General features: G+C 67.7%; 14 protein-coding genes. 9 read left to right on the forward strand and 5 right to left on the reverse strand.

Annotation, left to right across the window (positions count from 1 at the left end):
• Window positions 1-24: 24 nt before the first annotated feature.
• The 5 genes from R5H30_RS14815 (at window position 25) to R5H30_RS14835 (ending at window position 5,263) form a co-directional block, all read left to right on the forward strand.
• Complete coding sequence (locus tag R5H30_RS14815) at window positions 25-1,896, forward strand: amidohydrolase (protein WP_318329263.1); 1,872 nt, start codon at window positions 25-27, stop codon at window positions 1,894-1,896.
• Window positions 1,897-1,924: 28 nt separating this feature from the next.
• Entirely contained in the window at window positions 1,925-2,548 is a 624-nt protein-coding gene (locus tag R5H30_RS14820) for a class I SAM-dependent methyltransferase (protein WP_318329264.1), read from the forward strand.
• A 42-nt stretch (window positions 2,549-2,590) separates the two neighbouring features.
• Window positions 2,591-3,700 carry an acetoin utilization protein AcuC gene (locus R5H30_RS14825; RefSeq protein WP_318329266.1) on the forward strand — a complete coding sequence of 370 codons (1,110 nt, stop codon included), beginning with the start codon at window positions 2,591-2,593 and terminating at the stop codon, window positions 3,698-3,700.
• A gap of 86 nt (window positions 3,701-3,786) precedes the next feature.
• A complete protein-coding gene (locus R5H30_RS14830; RefSeq protein ID WP_318329267.1) occupies window positions 3,787-4,767 on the forward strand; it encodes an ABC transporter transmembrane domain-containing protein in 981 nt (326 codons plus the stop codon).
• A gap of 88 nt (window positions 4,768-4,855) precedes the next feature.
• Window positions 4,856-5,263 carry a hypothetical protein gene (locus R5H30_RS14835; protein WP_318329269.1) on the forward strand — a complete coding sequence of 136 codons (408 nt, stop codon included), beginning with the start codon at window positions 4,856-4,858 and terminating at the stop codon, window positions 5,261-5,263.
• Between the two features lie 25 nt (window positions 5,264-5,288).
• Here the strand turns inward: R5H30_RS14835 and R5H30_RS14840 are convergent, their stop codons facing one another.
• The 3 genes from R5H30_RS14840 to R5H30_RS14850 form a co-directional block, all read right to left on the reverse strand.
• On the reverse strand, window positions 5,289-7,358 hold the full coding sequence (locus tag R5H30_RS14840) for a M13 family metallopeptidase (RefSeq protein WP_318329270.1): 2,070 nt from the start codon (window positions 7,356-7,358) through the stop codon (window positions 5,289-5,291).
• A 330-nt stretch (window positions 7,359-7,688) separates the two neighbouring features.
• Window positions 7,689-9,173, reverse strand: coding sequence for an ABC transporter substrate-binding protein (locus R5H30_RS14845; RefSeq protein ID WP_318329272.1), 1,485 nt, complete (start codon window positions 9,171-9,173; stop codon window positions 7,689-7,691).
• Between the two features lie 19 nt (window positions 9,174-9,192).
• The gene (locus R5H30_RS14850) at window positions 9,193-10,482 is read right to left on the reverse strand and encodes an acetylornithine deacetylase/succinyl-diaminopimelate desuccinylase family protein (RefSeq protein WP_318329273.1); all 1,290 of its coding nucleotides are present in this window, start codon (window positions 10,480-10,482) and stop codon (window positions 9,193-9,195) included.
• A gap of 125 nt (window positions 10,483-10,607) precedes the next feature.
• Between R5H30_RS14850 and R5H30_RS14855 the strand changes: the two genes are divergently transcribed.
• Entirely contained in the window at window positions 10,608-11,063 is a 456-nt protein-coding gene (locus tag R5H30_RS14855; protein WP_318329275.1) for a GFA family protein, read from the forward strand.
• A gap of 3 nt (window positions 11,064-11,066) precedes the next feature.
• Here R5H30_RS14855 and R5H30_RS14860 read toward each other — a convergent pair whose 3' ends face one another.
• Window positions 11,067-12,323: an aminotransferase class V-fold PLP-dependent enzyme gene (locus R5H30_RS14860; protein ID WP_318329276.1), complete on the reverse strand. Its 1,257-nt coding sequence runs from the start codon at window positions 12,321-12,323 to the stop codon at window positions 11,067-11,069.
• 130 nt (window positions 12,324-12,453) lie between these two features.
• Here R5H30_RS14860 and R5H30_RS14865 point away from each other — a divergent pair, with 130 nt between their 5' ends.
• Together R5H30_RS14865 and R5H30_RS14870 are read left to right on the forward strand one after the other, a co-directional pair.
• Window positions 12,454-12,642 (forward strand): PLDc N-terminal domain-containing protein, encoded by a 189-nt coding sequence (locus R5H30_RS14865; RefSeq protein WP_318329277.1) that lies wholly within the window; start codon window positions 12,454-12,456, stop codon window positions 12,640-12,642.
• A gap of 1 nt (window position 12,643) precedes the next feature.
• Window positions 12,644-13,672, forward strand: coding sequence for a YihY/virulence factor BrkB family protein (locus R5H30_RS14870; RefSeq protein ID WP_318329278.1), 1,029 nt, complete (start codon window positions 12,644-12,646; stop codon window positions 13,670-13,672).
• A gap of 3 nt (window positions 13,673-13,675) precedes the next feature.
• Here R5H30_RS14870 and R5H30_RS14875 read toward each other — a convergent pair whose 3' ends face one another.
• Complete coding sequence (locus R5H30_RS14875; protein WP_318329279.1) at window positions 13,676-14,242, reverse strand: cupin domain-containing protein; 567 nt, start codon at window positions 14,240-14,242, stop codon at window positions 13,676-13,678.
• Window positions 14,243-14,519: 277 nt separating this feature from the next.
• Between R5H30_RS14875 and gabT the strand changes: the two genes are divergently transcribed.
• On the forward strand, window positions 14,520-15,842 hold the full coding sequence (gene gabT / locus R5H30_RS14880; RefSeq protein WP_412105144.1) for a 4-aminobutyrate--2-oxoglutarate transaminase: 1,323 nt from the start codon (window positions 14,520-14,522) through the stop codon (window positions 15,840-15,842).
• Window positions 15,843-15,893: the final 51 nt, after the last annotated feature.

Genomic DNA, 15,893 nt, shown 5'->3' on the forward strand with positions numbered 1-15,893 from the left:
GACCTGACACCGGAGATTGATCGCATGAACCCTTTCGCCTTCCGCGCCCTGCTTGCCGCTTCGACCTGTGTCGCCACGGGTGCGACCGCGCAGGAGGTGGCCGACACGATTTATTCCGGCGGGCCGATCCTGACCATCGAGGAGTCCGCCCCGACGGCCGAGGCGGTGGCGGTGAAGGACGGGCGCATCCTCGGCGTCGGGGATCTTTCGGCGATGCTGGCGCACCAGGGCGAGGCGACGGAGATGTTCGACCTCGACGGGCGGGCGATGCTGCCGGGGTTCGTGGACAGCCACGGACACATGGTCTTTGGCGGGTTGCAGGCGCTGTCGGCGAACCTTCTGGCGCCGCCGGACGGAGAGGTGACGGACATCGCGAGCCTGCAGCAGACCTTGCGCGACTGGCTGGCGGAGAATGCCGACGTGGTCGACCAGGTGCAGATGGTCGTCGGCTTCGGCTACGACAACGCGCAGCTGGCCGAGCTGCGGCACCCGACGCGGGACGAACTCGACGCGGTGACGGGCGATCTGCCGGTGATCATCGTGCACCAGTCCGGGCATCTCGGGGTCGCCAATTCGAAGGCGCTGGACCTGGCCGGGATCACCGCCGAAACCGAAGATCCGGCCGGCGGGGTGATCCGGCGCGGAGCGGACGGGGCGCCGAACGGGGTGCTGGAGGAATACGCGTTTTTCAACGTGCTGGTCCCGCTACTGGGCCAGCTGGGGCCGGAGGGGTTCGCGGCCTTTGCCGAGGCGGGGGCCGAGCTCTGGGCGAGCTTCGGGTACACCACCGCGCAGGACGGGCGGTCGTCCGAAGGCCTTGTCGAGACGCTGCGGGCGGTGGATGCGGCGGGAAAGCTGCCGATCGACGTGGTGTCCTTTCCGGACGTGCTGGAAGCGCGCGATTTCATCGCGGCCAACGCGTCGAAGGACTATGAGGGCCGGGTCCGGGTCGGGGGCTGCAAGCTGACCATCGACGGCTCGCCGCAAGGCTTCACGGCGCTGCGCGACCGGCCTTACTACGACCCGGTGGGCGATTACCCGGCGGGATATGCCGGCTATGCGGCGATCACCATGGCGCAGACGCAGGATGCGGTGAACTGGTGTTTCGGGAACGGGTTGCAGATCATCACACATGCCAACGGCGAGGGCGCTTCGGACATGCTGATTGCGGCGATCGGGGCGGCGCGGGAGCAATACGGCGATCCGGGCAATCGCCCGGTGATCGTGCACGGGCAGTTCCTGCGCGAGGACCAGGTCCAGAGCTACCACGACCTCGGCGTCTTTCCGTCGCTGTTCCCGATGCACACCTTCTACTGGGGCGACTGGCACCGCGATCACACGGTGGGGCCGGTGAATGCCGACAACATCTCGCCCACCGGATGGGTGCGCGAGCGCGGCATGATGTTCGGCTCGCACCACGACGCGCCGGTGGCCTTTCCCGACAGCATGCGGATTCTCGACGCGACGGTCACGCGGCGCTCGCGCTCGGGCGATATTCTCGGGCCGGACCAGCGGGTCGACGTGATGACGGCACTGAAGGCGATGACGGTCTGGCCGGCCTGGCAGCATTTCGAGGAAGACCGCAAGGGCTCGATCGCCGTGGGCAAGCTGGCGGATTTCGTGCTGCTGTCGGATGATCCGACGGCGGTCGACCCCGAAACGCTCGACAGCCTGCGGGTGATGGCGACGATCAAGGAGGATGCGGTGGTCTACGCGGCGGAGGACAACGTGCAGAAGGGCGAGATGCGCGGAGCGCCGGTTCTCGGCGATCCGGTCACGGCGCACCGGATGCTGCACGCGCTGGCGCGGGGGCTGGGGGTGGAGCGGCCCGCGTCGCGCTGCCTCCTCGACGCCGCGAGATGTGAGCGGCTCTTCGGTCCAACGCGGTTCCGGTAAGGGGCGAAGCGGTGCTAGTCTCTCCGCCATGACCGATGCGGAGATCAGGCGGCGCAGCGACTATGACCGGGCCTCGGTGCGCTGGGGCGACAAGATGCGCACGCTGGGCTACTACGACGGCTACCTGGGATTCCTGTCGGCACCTGGGTTCGAAGCCGAGCCGGGGCGGCGCATCATCGACGTGGGTGCCGGCACGGGGGCGTTCTGCGAGGCCTGGGTTGCGATCAACGGCCATCCGGACAGGCTGACCCTGCTCGACCCGAGTGCCGCGATGCTGGGGCGGGCGCAGGATGCGCTGCGCAGGCGCGGGGTGACGGCGCAAGGTGTCGCGGCGCATCTGGGCGAGTTCGACGGGACGGGATACGACGAGGCGCTGGCGGCGCATATGATCGAGCATTGCCCGGATCCGCTGCGGGCGCTGCGGCAGTTGCGCGACCTGCTGGCGCCGGGCGGGGTGCTGCGGCTGGTGGTGTCGCGCCCGCACTGGTGCAACGCGATCGTCTGGCTGCGCTGGCGGCATCGCACCTTCGCGCGTGACGAGATCGCGGAGCTGCTGGGGCAGGCGGGATTCGCCGATCTGAACTTCTACCGCTTTCCGTCCGGGCCGCCGTCGCGCACCAGTCTCGGGATCCGTGCCGTCCGGGCGGACTGACGGCACTGGCCGAACCGGGTTCGCGCCCCTAGGTTCCGGCCCATGTCCGCGCGGCCGCTTTTCATCGGGTCGGAGATCTTCCGGCATTCCAGCTATGGCCGCTGGCATCCGCTGCGCGTGCCGCGGGTCAGCACGGTCATGGACCTTGCGCGGGCGATGGGCTGGCTGGGGCCCGAGCAGTTCCTGACCTCGCCGCGCGCCAAGCCCAAGGCGCTGCAGATCTGGCACACGCCGGACTACCTTGCGGCCCTGCAGCGGGTCGAGGAGACGCAGGTGGCGACAGCCGAGGATCTCGCCCGGCACGACCTCGGCAGCGTCACCAACCCGGTGTTCCCCGAGATCTATCGCCGGCCCGCGACGGCGGCGGGCGGGTCGCTGCTGGCGGGCGAACTGCTGGAAACGGGCGGGATCGTCTACAACCCGGCGGGCGGCACGCATCACGGGATGCCGGACCGGGCCAACGGGTTCTGCTATCTCAACGACCCGGTGCTGGCGATGCTGGCGCTGCGCCGGTCGGGCGTGCGCCGCATCGCCTATGTCGACATCGACGCGCATCACTGCGACGGGGTGGCGCTGGGGTTTCACGGCGATCCCGACATGCTGATGATCTCGGTGCATGAGGAACGGCTCTGGCCGCGCACCGGGGCGCTGGAGGATGACGCGGGCGGGGCGGCGCTGAACCTGCCGGTGCCGCGCGGGCTCAACGACAGCGAGATGGCGCTGATCCGCGAGCAGCTGATCCTGCCCGCCGTGACGCGCTTTGCGCCCGACGCGATCGTGCTGCTGTGTGGCGCCGACGGGGTGACGGAGGATCCGCTGGCGCATCTGGAGCTGTCGAACAACGCGCATTGGGCGGTGGTCGCGGGCCTGATGGGGCTGGCGCCGCGCCTGCTTGTGCTGGGCGGGGGCGGCTACAACCCGTGGTCCGTGGGGCGGCTCTGGACCGGGGTCTGGGCGACGCTGAACGGGCAGGCGATCCCCGACCGGCTGCCGGCGCCGGCCGAGGCAGTGCTGCGGGCGCTGAAGTGGGAGGGCGACCGGCGCGGCAAGTCCCCGCCCGAGCATTGGTTCACCACCCTGCGCGACGCGCCGCGCGACGGGCCGGTGCGCGATCTCGTGCGCGAGCGGGTCAAGATCCTCGCCGCGCGGTGACGCGATCTCTGGCGCGGCGTGGCGTTCGGGCTATGATCGCGGGAAACCGGAGCAGGCGGCGGACCAAGGTGCACAGACCAGCCTTCATGAGACACCCGCGCGAAGTGCGCCGGACCGGGAGCGACAGCCCCGCCGCCTCGCTCTGGAGCTACGTCTGGCGGATGAGCGAGTGGCACCAGGTCTGCATCTGCGGGCTGGCGGTGGTCGTGGCGCTGGTCAACCTCGTGCCGCTGGAGCTGCAGCGGCGGATCATCAACGAGGTGGTGGAGAGCCAGAACGTGCCGCTGCTGGTGCAGTTCGGACTGGTCTATCTGGGCGTGATCATGCTGCACCAGGTGCTGAAGTTCACGCTGCGGCTCTACCAGTCGTGGCTCGCCGAAAGCGCGCGCGCCTACACGCGCCAGCACCTGCTGGGGCTTTACGGCGAGCGCCTGGTCGAAGAGGAGGCCGCGGAAGGCGACACCGACGAGACCGGCAGCGGGCGCGCGGTGTCGATCGTCAACGCCGAGGTCGAGCGGCTGGGCGGGTTCGTCGGCGAGGAGCTGTCGCAGGCGGTTGCCAACGTCGCGATGCTGCTGGGCATCATGGGCTACATGCTGGTGGTGCAGCCCACGATCGCGCTGGTGTCGCTGGCCTTCCTGGTGCCGCAGGTCGTGGTGACGCCCTTCATGCAGCGCAAGCTCAACGCGCTGATGGAAAAGCGCGTCGGCTACCTGCGCACGCTGGGCGACGAGATCGCCGAGATGGGGGCGACCTGCGACGGCGAGGACATGCCGATTCTCGGCAAGATCTTCCGCAACCGGATGATCTTTTACGCGCTCAAGTTCGCGTTGAAGCTGCTGCTGAATCTGATGAGCGCGCTCTGCCCGCTGGCGGTGCTGATCTTCGGCGGCTACCAGGTCATGCAGGGCGAGGCGCAGGTCGGGGTCCTGGTCGCTTTTATCTCGGGATTCGAACGGCTTGCCGACCCGTTGCGCGAACTCATCAGCTTCTACCGCGTGGCCGCGCAGGCCAGCGTCCAGCACGACATGATCGCCAAATGGATGGATTTACCGCAACAGGACTGATTTCAACTCTTAATTGTTCTTGGGGCTGTGTGATTCGGCGTGTAGCGTGACCCGCGCGAGACCTTGTCGTGCATCTGGGGAGGAGCCTATGTCCGCATCTTCATTCCTGGGCATCGCCGTGATGGCTGCCATGGCGCTTGGCGCCAAGCAGCTTTATGGGCAGACCGTGTCCGAGGTGCATTTCGAGACCGGGGCCAGCAGCGCCGAGATCGCGGGCGAGATCACCGGAAACGACTACGTCGACTACACGCTCGGCGCCCGCGCGGGGCAGACGATGACCGCGACGATCACACCGTCGGGCAGCCTTGCCGTCTATTTCAACATCCTGCCTCCGGGCAGCCAGGGCGAGGCGATCTTCATCGGCTCGACCGAGGGCGAAAGCGCGTCGATCGAGTTGCCCGAGGACGGCGACTATACCCTGCGCGTCTACCAGATGGGCAATGCCAAGGACGCGGGCGAGACCCACGGCTACACGCTGGCGGTGGGGATCGAGTAGAGGCGGGCGGACCCCGCCACCGCTGTCACCAGGCGCGCGAGCGGTTTTCGGGGGCGAGCCACATCGGGTCGCCTTCGCGGATGTCGAAGGTTTCGTACCAGGCATCGACATGCTGGAGTGCGGCGACGGCGCGGTAGAAGTCCGGGGCGTGGCCGTCGTTGACGACGATGGTGGTCAGGAAGGCATCCGTGATCTGCGCGGTCCAGAGTTGCGCCCATGCGATGAAGCAGCGTTCGGACGGGTTGAGGCCGTCGATCTCGACATTCTCCTCGGGGTGCTCGTCGAGATAGCGCAGCAGCGCCTCGTGGGCGAAGGTGATGCCCCCGACGTCGGCCATGTTCTCGCCGACGCCGAGCTGGCCGTTGATGTAGATGCCCGGCAGCACCTCGTAGGCGTCGGCCTGTTCGACCAGCTTTCTGGCCTCGACGATGAAGGCCTGGGTGTCTTCCGGCGTCCACCAGTCGCGCAGGTTGCCTTCGGCGTCGTACTGGCGGCCGGTGAAGTCGAAGCCGTGGGTCATCTCGTGCCCGATGATCGCGCCGAGCCGGCAGAATTTCAGCGGCGCGTCCATGTCCGGAGAGAAGGCTGGAGGCTGGGTGATCGCGGCGGTGATCTCGAATCCGTTGATCGTCGGAGAATAGGCCGCGTTCATCGCGATCGGCAGGGTGGATTCGCCGCTGAACTCGTCGTGTTCGGGCGGGCGCGTCAGCTTGTCGAGCTCGCGCGCATGGTCGAAGCGTCCAAGCGCGATCATGTTGGCGACCGGGTCGCTGCCGATGTCGACGCCGCTGTAGTCGATCCAGGTGTCGGGATAGCCGACCTTGTAATAGAACCTGTCGACCTTCTCGAGCGCGGCTTCGCGGGTCGGCTCGGAGAGCCAGGCGCTGTCTTCGATCCGGTCGCGGAACACCGCCTTGAAGCGTTCGACGAGATCGAGCACCTCGGCCCGCGTTTCCTCGGGATAAAACCGGTCGACGTAAAGCTGGCTGGCGGGATGGCCGAGGTTCTTCTTGAGCAGGTCGTAGACCCGTTCCGAGCGTGGCGGATCGTGGCGCGCCCCGAGCAGGGCCTCGTGGAAGGCCATGCGCGGCTCGTGCAGGGCGGTGGCGAGGAAGGGCGCGAAGTTTTCGATGATGCGGAAGGCGGCGTAGTCCTTGAGATCCTGCATCGGGGTGTCGCGCCAGACCTCGGAAACCTCCGGCAGGGCGCGCGGTTCGTAAAGGTAGAACCAGTCGGGCGCGTCGAAGCCCGAGATCTCGAGATAGGCGTCGAGATCGATTTCGGGTGCGAGCGTCTTGACCTCGTCATAGGAGGCGCGGCCGAAACGGTTGGCCGGGTCCTTGGCCTCGGCCGGGGTCAGGAAGGCGGCATAGAGCCTGCGTTCGAGCGCCAGCGAGAGGTCCGCGACGCGCTCGGCCTCGGCCTCGGGATAGCCGGCGGCGGCGAGAAGGTCGCGGATGAACGTTCGGTAGGCCACCAGCGGTGCGCTGTCGGCCGGACCGCGCAGCACCTCCTGGAAATGACGGTCGAGCCCGAAGGTCTGGCCGAGCGCGAACATCGCGTGGCTGTTCCGGTCCGCCGGGTCCTGCGAGGGGCCGAACATGGCAAAGAGTGCGGGGCCGTCGACGGACAGCTGGCGGGCCATGACGGCGGTGAGATCGGCGAAATCCTCGACCGCCGCGACCTCGTCGAGCAGGGGGCGGATCGGTTCGATCCCGGCAGCGTCGATCGCCTCGACATCCATGAAGGCGTTGTAGAAATCGCCGACAAGCTGCGTGGGCGAGCCTTTCGGTGCTTCGGCGGCCGCCTCACCGGCCTCGGCGGCGACGAGGCTGACCTGCTTGGCCAGCCGGTCCGTCATGATGGTGAAGATGCCGTAGCTGCCGAATTGCGCGGGCCGCGCGACCCGGTCGAGCCATCCGCCCGACGCATAGCGGTAGAAGTCCTGGGCCGGGTCGACGGTGGGGTCCATGTTCTCGACCGAGAAGGCCAGCAGGTCCGGGCCGATCTCGGGAAGGGCGCTGTCCTGCGCGGCAGCGGAACCGGTGAAAAGCGCGCAGACCGCTGCTGTCGAAGTCCGTCGGAAATAGTTCATGTCGTCCCCCCCAAGGTTGTGCGCGGCGGCTCTTGTCCGGGGCCGCGCTGGTTCGACCATAACCGGGGGATGCGAAATTGACAGCTTTGGCGGTGCATCCGGCAGGTTAGGGGCGCGCAACCGCCGGGAGAGGTGGCGTCGCTGTACGGGTCACCGGGGTGGCGTCACCCTTCGGCGTCGCGCTTCAGGCGCTCTTGAAGCCCCTCATCCATTCGGTCGGGGTCGCGCATAATGAAGATCATGTGGCTGAGGTGCTCTATCCCGGGATCGGCGCGGACGCGGCGAGAGGCCCGGTGGCGGGCCTCCCGGCGTTGCCGGTCGGTTACCGGATCACTCGGACCAGGACACCGCCGTGAGGTCGGTGGCCTGGGTCGGGGCGTTGGCCCAGAGCCCTTCGACGCCGGCCTTGGCGACGACGAGGTTGGCAAGCTGGAAGAGATAGCCGTTGACGTGGTCCTCGGCGATCATGCGCTCGGCGTCCTGCATCAGTTCAGTGCGCTTGTCCGGATCGGTGGTGCCGTCGAGCGTCGCCATCAGGGTGCGGAAGTCCGGGTTGTCGTACTGGAAGTAGTAGTCCGGCTTGGCATAGATGCCGATGTCCATCGGCTCGGTATGGCTGACGATGGTCAGGCCGAAGTCCTTGCCCTTGAACACGCTTTCGAGCCACTGCGCCCATTCGACGTTGACGATCTCGGCGGTGATGCCGACCTCGGCGAGCTGGGCGGCGATGATCTCGCCGCCGCGGCGCGCGTAGGAGGGCGGCGGCAGGTGCAGCGTGGTGGTGAAGCCGTCGCCGTGCCCGGCCTCGGCCAGCAGCTTTTTCGACTGCTCGGGATCGTAGGCGCTGAGCTCGGTGAGGTCGACATAGGCCGGGTTGTGCGGCGCGAAATGGGTGCCGATCGGCGTGCCGTAGCCGAACATGGCGCCGTCGATGATCGCCTGCCGGTCGATGGCATGGGCGACGGCGGCGCGGACCGCGGGGTCGTCGAAGGGTTCGCGCTTGTTGTTCATCGCGAGGATCGTCTCGCCCTCGGTCGAGCCGACCAGCACCTGGAAGCGCGGGTCGCCCTCGAACTGCGGCAGGTTCTCGGGGGCGGGGAAGCCGGTGAAGACGTCGACATCCTCGGCCATCATCGCGGCGAAGGCGGCGGTCGGATCGGAGATGAACTTGAACGTCGCCACGTCGAGAGCGGCGGGGGTGCCCCAGTAGGCGAGGTTCTTCTCGATCTTGATGTTGTCGCCCTGGGTCCAGGAGGTGAACTTGAAGGCGCCGGTGCCGATGGGCAGCTGCTTGATGTTCTCGATGCTCTCGGGCGCCACGATCACCGCGTCGCCCCAGGCGAGGTTGAAGAGCAGGCTGCCGTTGGGCTCTTTCAGCGTCATGGCGACGGTGGCGCCGTCGATCACCTCGACGCTTTCGATGCCTTCGTAAAGCGCCTTCTGGGCGTTGGCGCTGTCCTCTGCGAGGATACGGTCGAAGGTGAACTTGACGTCCTCGGCGTCGAAGGTGGTGCCGTCATGGAACAGCACGCCGCTGCGCAGGCGGAAGGTGTAGGTCAGCCCGTCGTCTGAGATTTCCCAGCTTTCGGCGAGCCCCGGAACCACTGAGCCGTCCGAGGTGAAGCGGGTCAGGCCTTCGAAGACGTTGGAATAGAGCACGGAATCGATGGCGCCGGCGGCGGCGGACGTGGGATCGAGATGCGGCGGTTCGAGCTGCATCGCCACCACGATGTCGGTCTTGGCCGCGGCCGCGCCGAGCGTTGCCGCGAAGGCGAGCGCGCTTGCGGCGACGAGGCGGGTTAGCTTGTACTTCATGACGTGAACTCCGTTTTTCTCAGTCCGCGGCAGGCAGAAGCAGCGTCTGCAAGGCGGCCCCCATGACCTTGGCGCTGTCGAGCATATCATCAACGCCGACATATTCATCCGGTTTGTGCGCCAGTTCGAGGATGCCCGGGCCGTAGGCGATGCAGTTCTTCAGCCGCCCGATGCGGTCGATGTGTTTCTGATCGTAAGTGCCGGGGGATGCAACGTATTCGGGGGGTTTTCCGATCACATCCTCGATTGCGCGGGCCACCGTGCGCACCACCGGCGCGTCGCGTTCGGTCATCGAGGGCAGCACGGAGTTGATCTCGGTCAGTTCGTAGTCGAAATCAGGGCGGGTGGCTTTCAGACCTTCGAGCAGGGCTGTGACCTCGGCGCGGACCTCCTCGAGGCTTTCCTCGACGAGGAAGCGCCGATCGATGACGATGCGGCAACTGTCGGGCACGCAATGGGCGGGCAGGCCGGTGAAATCCGGCGCGTTCTCGGGCTGGCCGCCGTGGATCGAGTTGATGTTCATCGTCGAGGAGCGCGCGCCCTCGGGAACGACCGGCATCTCGGTGCGGCGCGCGGCCATCGCGGGATAGAGCTTGTCCTCGAATTCGCGCAGCACCGCGCCCATGTGGCGCACGGCACAGTCGCCCAGGAACGGCATCGAACCGTGCGCAATCTCGCCCCGGGTCTCGATCTCGGCCCACCAGCCGCCGCGGTGGCCAAGGCAGATGCGGTCCTTGTCGAGCGGTTCGGGGATGATGACGTGCTGCACGCGCGCGGGGTCGAACCAGCCTTTTTCGGCGAGGTAGGCGACGCCGCCGTAGCCGCCCGATTCCTCGTCCGCGGTGCACGAGATCTCGATATGGCCGGCAAAATCGGGGTGGGTGGCGACAAAGGCTTCGGCGGCGATGATCGAGGCGGCGAGCCCGCCCTTCATGTCGCAGGCGCCGCGTCCGTAAATGCGCCCGTCGCGCAACTCGCCGCCGAAGGGATCGGTGGTCCAGCCGCGCCCGACCTCGACCACGTCGGTGTGCGAGTTGAAATGCACGCAGTCGCCCGGATGCCGCCCCGAGCGGCGCGCGACGATGTTCCAGCGCGGGTAGGTTTCGCTGTCGCCCGGCGTGCCGGTGGCGCGAATGAGTTCGGTCTCGAACCCCGCCGCGGACAGGCGTGCATCGAGGTATTCGCAGATTGCGCGGTAGTCGCGGCCCGGCGGGTTCAGCGTCGGGATGCGGATGAGATCCTGGGTCAGGGCGATCAGGTCGTCGCGGCGCGCGTCGATGGCCTGCGAAAGGGAGGTGCGGTCGAGCATGGGCGGAGTGTCCGCCGCCGGGACGCGCTTGGCAAGACGAATGGGGTTGATCCGCGGCGCGCGGTGGCGTGTCTTGGGGCGGGGCCCCGGATCTGACGGCCCCGGCAGCAGAGAAAGGACCAGCCATGCCCAAACCGGACCTGCCGATGGCGGGCGGATGCCGCTGCGGGGCGACCCGTTTCGAGATCACCGCCCCGCCGATGATGACGATGGCCTGCCACTGCACCGGCTGTCAGAAGATGGCCTCGAGCGCCTATTCGCTGTCGATGATGGTGGCAGGCGACGCCTTCCGGGTGACGAAAGGCGACACCGTGCAGGGCGGGTTGAAGGGGCCGCAGATCGACCACCGCTTCTGCCCCGAGTGCATGAGCTGGATGTACACGCAGTTCAGCGACACGGATGCCTATGTGAACGTCCGGCCCACGATGCTCGACGATCCATCGTGGTTCGCGCCTTACGTCGAATCCTGGACCTCGGAAAAGCTGCCCTGGGTCACCCTGCCGGTCGAGCAGAGCTATCCGCAGTTCCCGCCGAAGGAGGATCGCCCGAAGCTGGGCGAAGGCTTCGCGGCCTGGTTCTGAGGATCAGTTCGCGTCCGTCATGTCTTTCATCGCCGAGAGCAGGCGCGCGACCTCCGTCAGGCTGTTGTAGTGACAAAGCGAGACCCGCACCGCGGCGTCGAGGCCGAGGGGGTCGAGGATGTTGCCGGAATAGTGGTCGGCCTTGCGGATGTGGGTGCGGATGCCCTGGTCGTTGAGCTTTGCGACGATCTCGGCTGCGGGGATGGAGTCCAGCGCAAATGTCACCAGACCCTCGCGGCGCGGGTTGTCGGAGCCGCCAAGGATGGTGACGCCCGGCAATTCGGCCAGACCCGGCAGGTTGCCGGTGCCGTGGAGCATGGCGTCGGTCAGCGCCTGTTCGTGATCGTGGATGGCCGCCGCAGCCGCCTCGATCCGCGCGCGGCGGTCGGTGGCGTCCGAGACCTCGCCGCCGAGCCAGTCGAAATAGGCCACCACGTCCGAGAAGGTGGCATAGGCGCCGGTGTCGCGGGTGCCCATCTCCCAGTTCGCCTCCGGCCCGCCGGTGAGCTGTTCGAGGGGCAGGGCGGTCAGCCGGTCCGAGGCCCAGGCGATGCCGTAGCCGTGGCGCGAGAACACCTTGTAGGGCGAGATCACGTAGCCGTCGATGTCGCAGGCGGCGATGTCGATATGGCCGTGGCTGGCGTGCTGGATGCCGTCGACGAAGATGATCGCCTGCGGTGCCACGGCACGGATCGCCGCCGAGATGGCGGCGACGTCGTTGGCGATGCCGGTGACCGGCGAGGTGTGCAGAATGGTGGCGACGCGCACCTCCGGCGTCATCCGCTCGGCGTAGGCCGCGGGCGTCACGGCGCCGGTGGCGTCATCGTGGGGCACGGCGATGTATTCCTTGCCGGCGAGTTTCGCCCAATGCGTCGCGGCGGAACGCGAGGCGGGATGTTCGACGCTCGAGCCGATCACGGCACCGGGGCGGGTGCCCATGATCGCGGTGCGCAGAAGGCGGAAGGTGAGCTCGGTCCCGCTTTCGCCGACGAAGAACTGGCCCTCGGGCGCGTTGAAGAAACAGGCCATGTCGGCCTTGGCCTGCGCGATCGTCTCGACCAGCGCCCTGGCCGCGGGGTTGTCGCGGCCCTGATTGTCGGGGATGGCCGCGAAGCGCCCCGAGGTCTCGACGACGCTGTTGAGCGTCAGCGCGCCGCCGGCATTCTCGAAGAAGATGCGCGGGCCCTGAAAGGGGCAGGCGTCGACATGGGCAAAGCGGCTGCGAATGGTGTCGAGAAGCTCGGGGGCGAAAGCGGTCATGGCGTGTCTCCTGTTCCCGCGCGGCGTATCAGGCGGCGGGGCGGTGTCAATGGCCGCGGCGCGGCGCGCACGCGGGGCTTGAGCGGTCGCGCCGCTGGGCTACACTTCGACCGAACAAGAGGAGACAGGGATGTTGAACGGCTATACCGGCTTCTGGGGCTTCGTGATCTTCGTGCTCGACGTCTGGGCGATCGTGTCGATCATCAATTCGGCGGCGAGCACCGGAAAGAAGGTCCTCTGGATCCTGCTCGTGGTGCTGCTGCCGGTCGTCGGTTTCGTGATCTGGCTGATCATCGGACCGAGGGCAAACAGGGCCTGAGGTGCCCGCGCGGTATCATCGCTCGCTGAAGGGGTATGCCCGGGCCGCCTGGAACGGCGTGGGCGACATCGCCGAGGACAACCTGATGCTGATCTCGGCCGGGGTGGCGTTCTATTCCATGTTGTCGATCTTTCCCGCGCTTGCGGCGCTGATCGCGGTGCTGAGCCTGATCGCGGACCCAGAGATCGTGGTCACGCAGATGGAAGACGTGCGCGAGCTGATGCCCAACGACGTCTACGAGATCCTGAACACGCAGATCGTGGGGCTGGTGAACACCAGTTCCGACACGCTGGGCTGGGCCGGGATCGTGTCGCTGATGGTGGCCATGTGGTCGGCGCGCACCGGGGTCGGGGCGATGATGAACGGGCTCGACACCGTCTTCGACAATGCGCCGCGCACCAGCCTCAGCCACTACATCCGCGCGCTCTGGCTGACCGGCGCGCTGATCGGGGTCGGGCTGGTGGCGGTGCTGATGGTCATCATCATCCCGGTGACGCTGAAATTCGTTCCGCTGGGGTCGGTGACGGCGGCGGTGATCGAGCTGTTGCGCTGGGTTATCGCGATCACCGTGATCTTCATCGGGATCGGCCTGCTTTACCGGCACGGGCCGAACCGGCACCGGGCGCGCCCGCCGTTCTTCAGCCCAGGGGCGGTCTTCGCGGTGCTGAGCTGGGCGGCGATGTCGGTCGCGTTTTCCTTCTACGTGCGCGAGTTCGGCAATTACAACGAGGTCTACGGCTCGATCGGGGCGGTGATCGCGATGCAGGTCTGGCTGTGGCTCAGCGCGCTGGTGGTGCTGGTGGGCGCGGTACTGAACAACCAGCTCGAGGTGATCCCGAAACCGCTGGCGACCGCCGAGGCGATGGCCCCCGACGTGAGCCGGCAGGCGCTGAAGGAGGCCGGACGCGCCGGCGACCTGGACGGGTCTACGCGACCGGCGCTGGCCGAGGCGGACATGACCGGCTCGGCCGAGGCTCCCGAGATCGAGAGCGCCGGCCCGGACGATCGCGCGGCCACGGACCGCGACTGAGGTTCAGAAGCTGGGCGGGGTGCAGGCACTGATGACCTCGCACTCCTCGTCGCTGGTGTTGCGGAACCGGTGCGGCAGGCGGCTGTCGAAGAGATAGCCGTCGCCGGGACCGAGCACGCGGATTTGGCCGTCGACCGTCACTTCGATCTGGCCGCGGATCACCACGCCTGCCTCTTCCGCCGCGTGGCTGAGGAACTCCGGCCCGGTGTCGGCGCCGGGGGCATAGCGTTCGTGCAGAAGCTGGAGCGAATGGTTCTGCGCGTCGCCGAGCTGGCGCAGCGACAGAAGCTGCGCGGCGGCGCCGGCGATCTCGGGCGGGGCGATCTCGGTGAACTCGTCGGCGCGGTAGAAATGCCTGGGCGCGCTGTCCTCTTCGAGAGTCGCGAAGAATTCCGCGATCGAGATCGGGATTGCGTCGAGCAGGCTCTTGAGAGAGGCGACCGACGGGCTGGTCTTGTTCTGCTCGATCAGCGAGATCGTTCCGTTGGTCAGCCCGGCGCGGGCGGCCAGCTCGCGCTGCGACAGGCCGCGGGATTCGCGGATCGCCCGCAGTCTGTTGCCGATGTCCACGCGCGGTGTCCTTCTGGATCGGGGGCGGTCGGCCCGGGGCGGTTGCATCAAGGTCCCGCCCGAAAGGGCGCGGTGCGCCGTTGGGGGCAGAATCACGATTGACAATTAAATTAAACGGAATACTGAGATATTAAACACCCCAAATTCCGTTCACGAAAGGGAATCGCAGATGACCAGCACCGTCAAGTCCACGACCCGCCGGAAGACGACCCGCAAGCCCGCGGCGGCACAGGGCCAGAAGGCCGCGGCTGCCCCGGCGGCCAAGGCGGCGCCGAAGATGGCGGTTGTCGCTTCGCGCGACGAGAGCAAGACCAACGCCGCGCTGCTGGCGCGCCGCGAGGCGGCTGTGCCGCGCGGGGTGGCCTCGGCCGCACCGGTCTTTGCCGCCTTTGCCGAGAACGCCGAACTCTGGGATGTCGAGGGACGCCGCTTCATCGATTTCGCGGGGGGCATCGCGGTGCTGAACACCGGCCACCGCCATCCCCGGGTGGTCGCCGCCGCCAAGGCGCAGGAGGATCACTTTACCCACACCTCTTTCCAGGTGGTGCCCTACGAAAGCTACGTGGCGCTGGCCGAGAAGCTGAACGCGCTGGCGCCGGGCGAACACGCCAAGAAGTCGCTGCTGGTGACCACCGGCGCCGAGGCGGTCGAGAACGCGGTCAAGATCGCGCGCGCCGCAACGGGCCGTCCGGGTGTGATCGCCTTCAGCGCCGGCTATCACGGGCGCACGCTGATGACGCTGGGCCTGACCGGCAAGGTCTCGCCCTACAAGAAGGACGTTGGCCCGTTCCCGAGTGACATCTTCCGCGCGCCCTTCCCGTCGGTGCGCGACGGGATCACCGTCGAGGATGCGCTGACCGGGCTGAAGACCCTGTTCCTGACCGACGCCCAGCCTGACCGGGTGGCGGCGATCATAATCGAGCCGGTTCTGGGCGAGGGCGGCTACATCCCGGTGCCGACCGAGATGATGCAGGCGCTGCGCGCGATCTGCGACGAACACGGCATCCTGCTGATCGCCGACGAGATCCAGGCGGGGTTCGGGCGCACCGGCACCTGGTTTGCCATAGAGCATTCCGGCGTGGTGCCGGACCTGATCACGGTGGCCAAGTCGATGGCGGGCGGTTACCCGGTCGCCGGCGTGATCGGGCGCGCCGAGGTGATGGACGCGCTGGCCCCGGGCGGGCTGGGCGGCACCTACGGCGGCAACCCGGTGGCCTGCGCCGCGGCGCTGGCGGCGATCGAAGCGATCGAGGCCGAAGGTCTGCTCGCACGCTCGACTGAGTTGGGCGCGCATTTCCGGGCGCGGTTCGCCGAGATCGGCGCGCGCACGGCGCCCTACCGGATGTGGGACATCCGCGGCCTCGGCGCGATGCTGGCGGTCGAGTTCGTGACGGATTTCGACAGCGCAGTCCCGGACGCGGCCCTGGCCAAGGCGGTCTGCGCCCATGCGCTGAAGCGCGGTCTGATCCTGCTGGGCTGCGGCATGCATGGCAACGCGATCCGGATCATGGTGCCGCTGACTGCCTCGGACGCGCTCATCGAGGAAGGGCTCGAGATCTTCGAGGCGGCCCTTGCGGATGCGGTGGCCGAGCTGGGCTGACGCGCACCACCGGAGATTTGCGGAAACGCGCGGGCGACGGCTCGCGCGTTT

The sequence above is a fragment of the Roseobacter sp. FCG-D35 genome (genome assembly GCF_033436665.1).
Taxonomy (GTDB): domain Bacteria; phylum Pseudomonadota; class Alphaproteobacteria; order Rhodobacterales; family Rhodobacteraceae; genus JAWQFO01.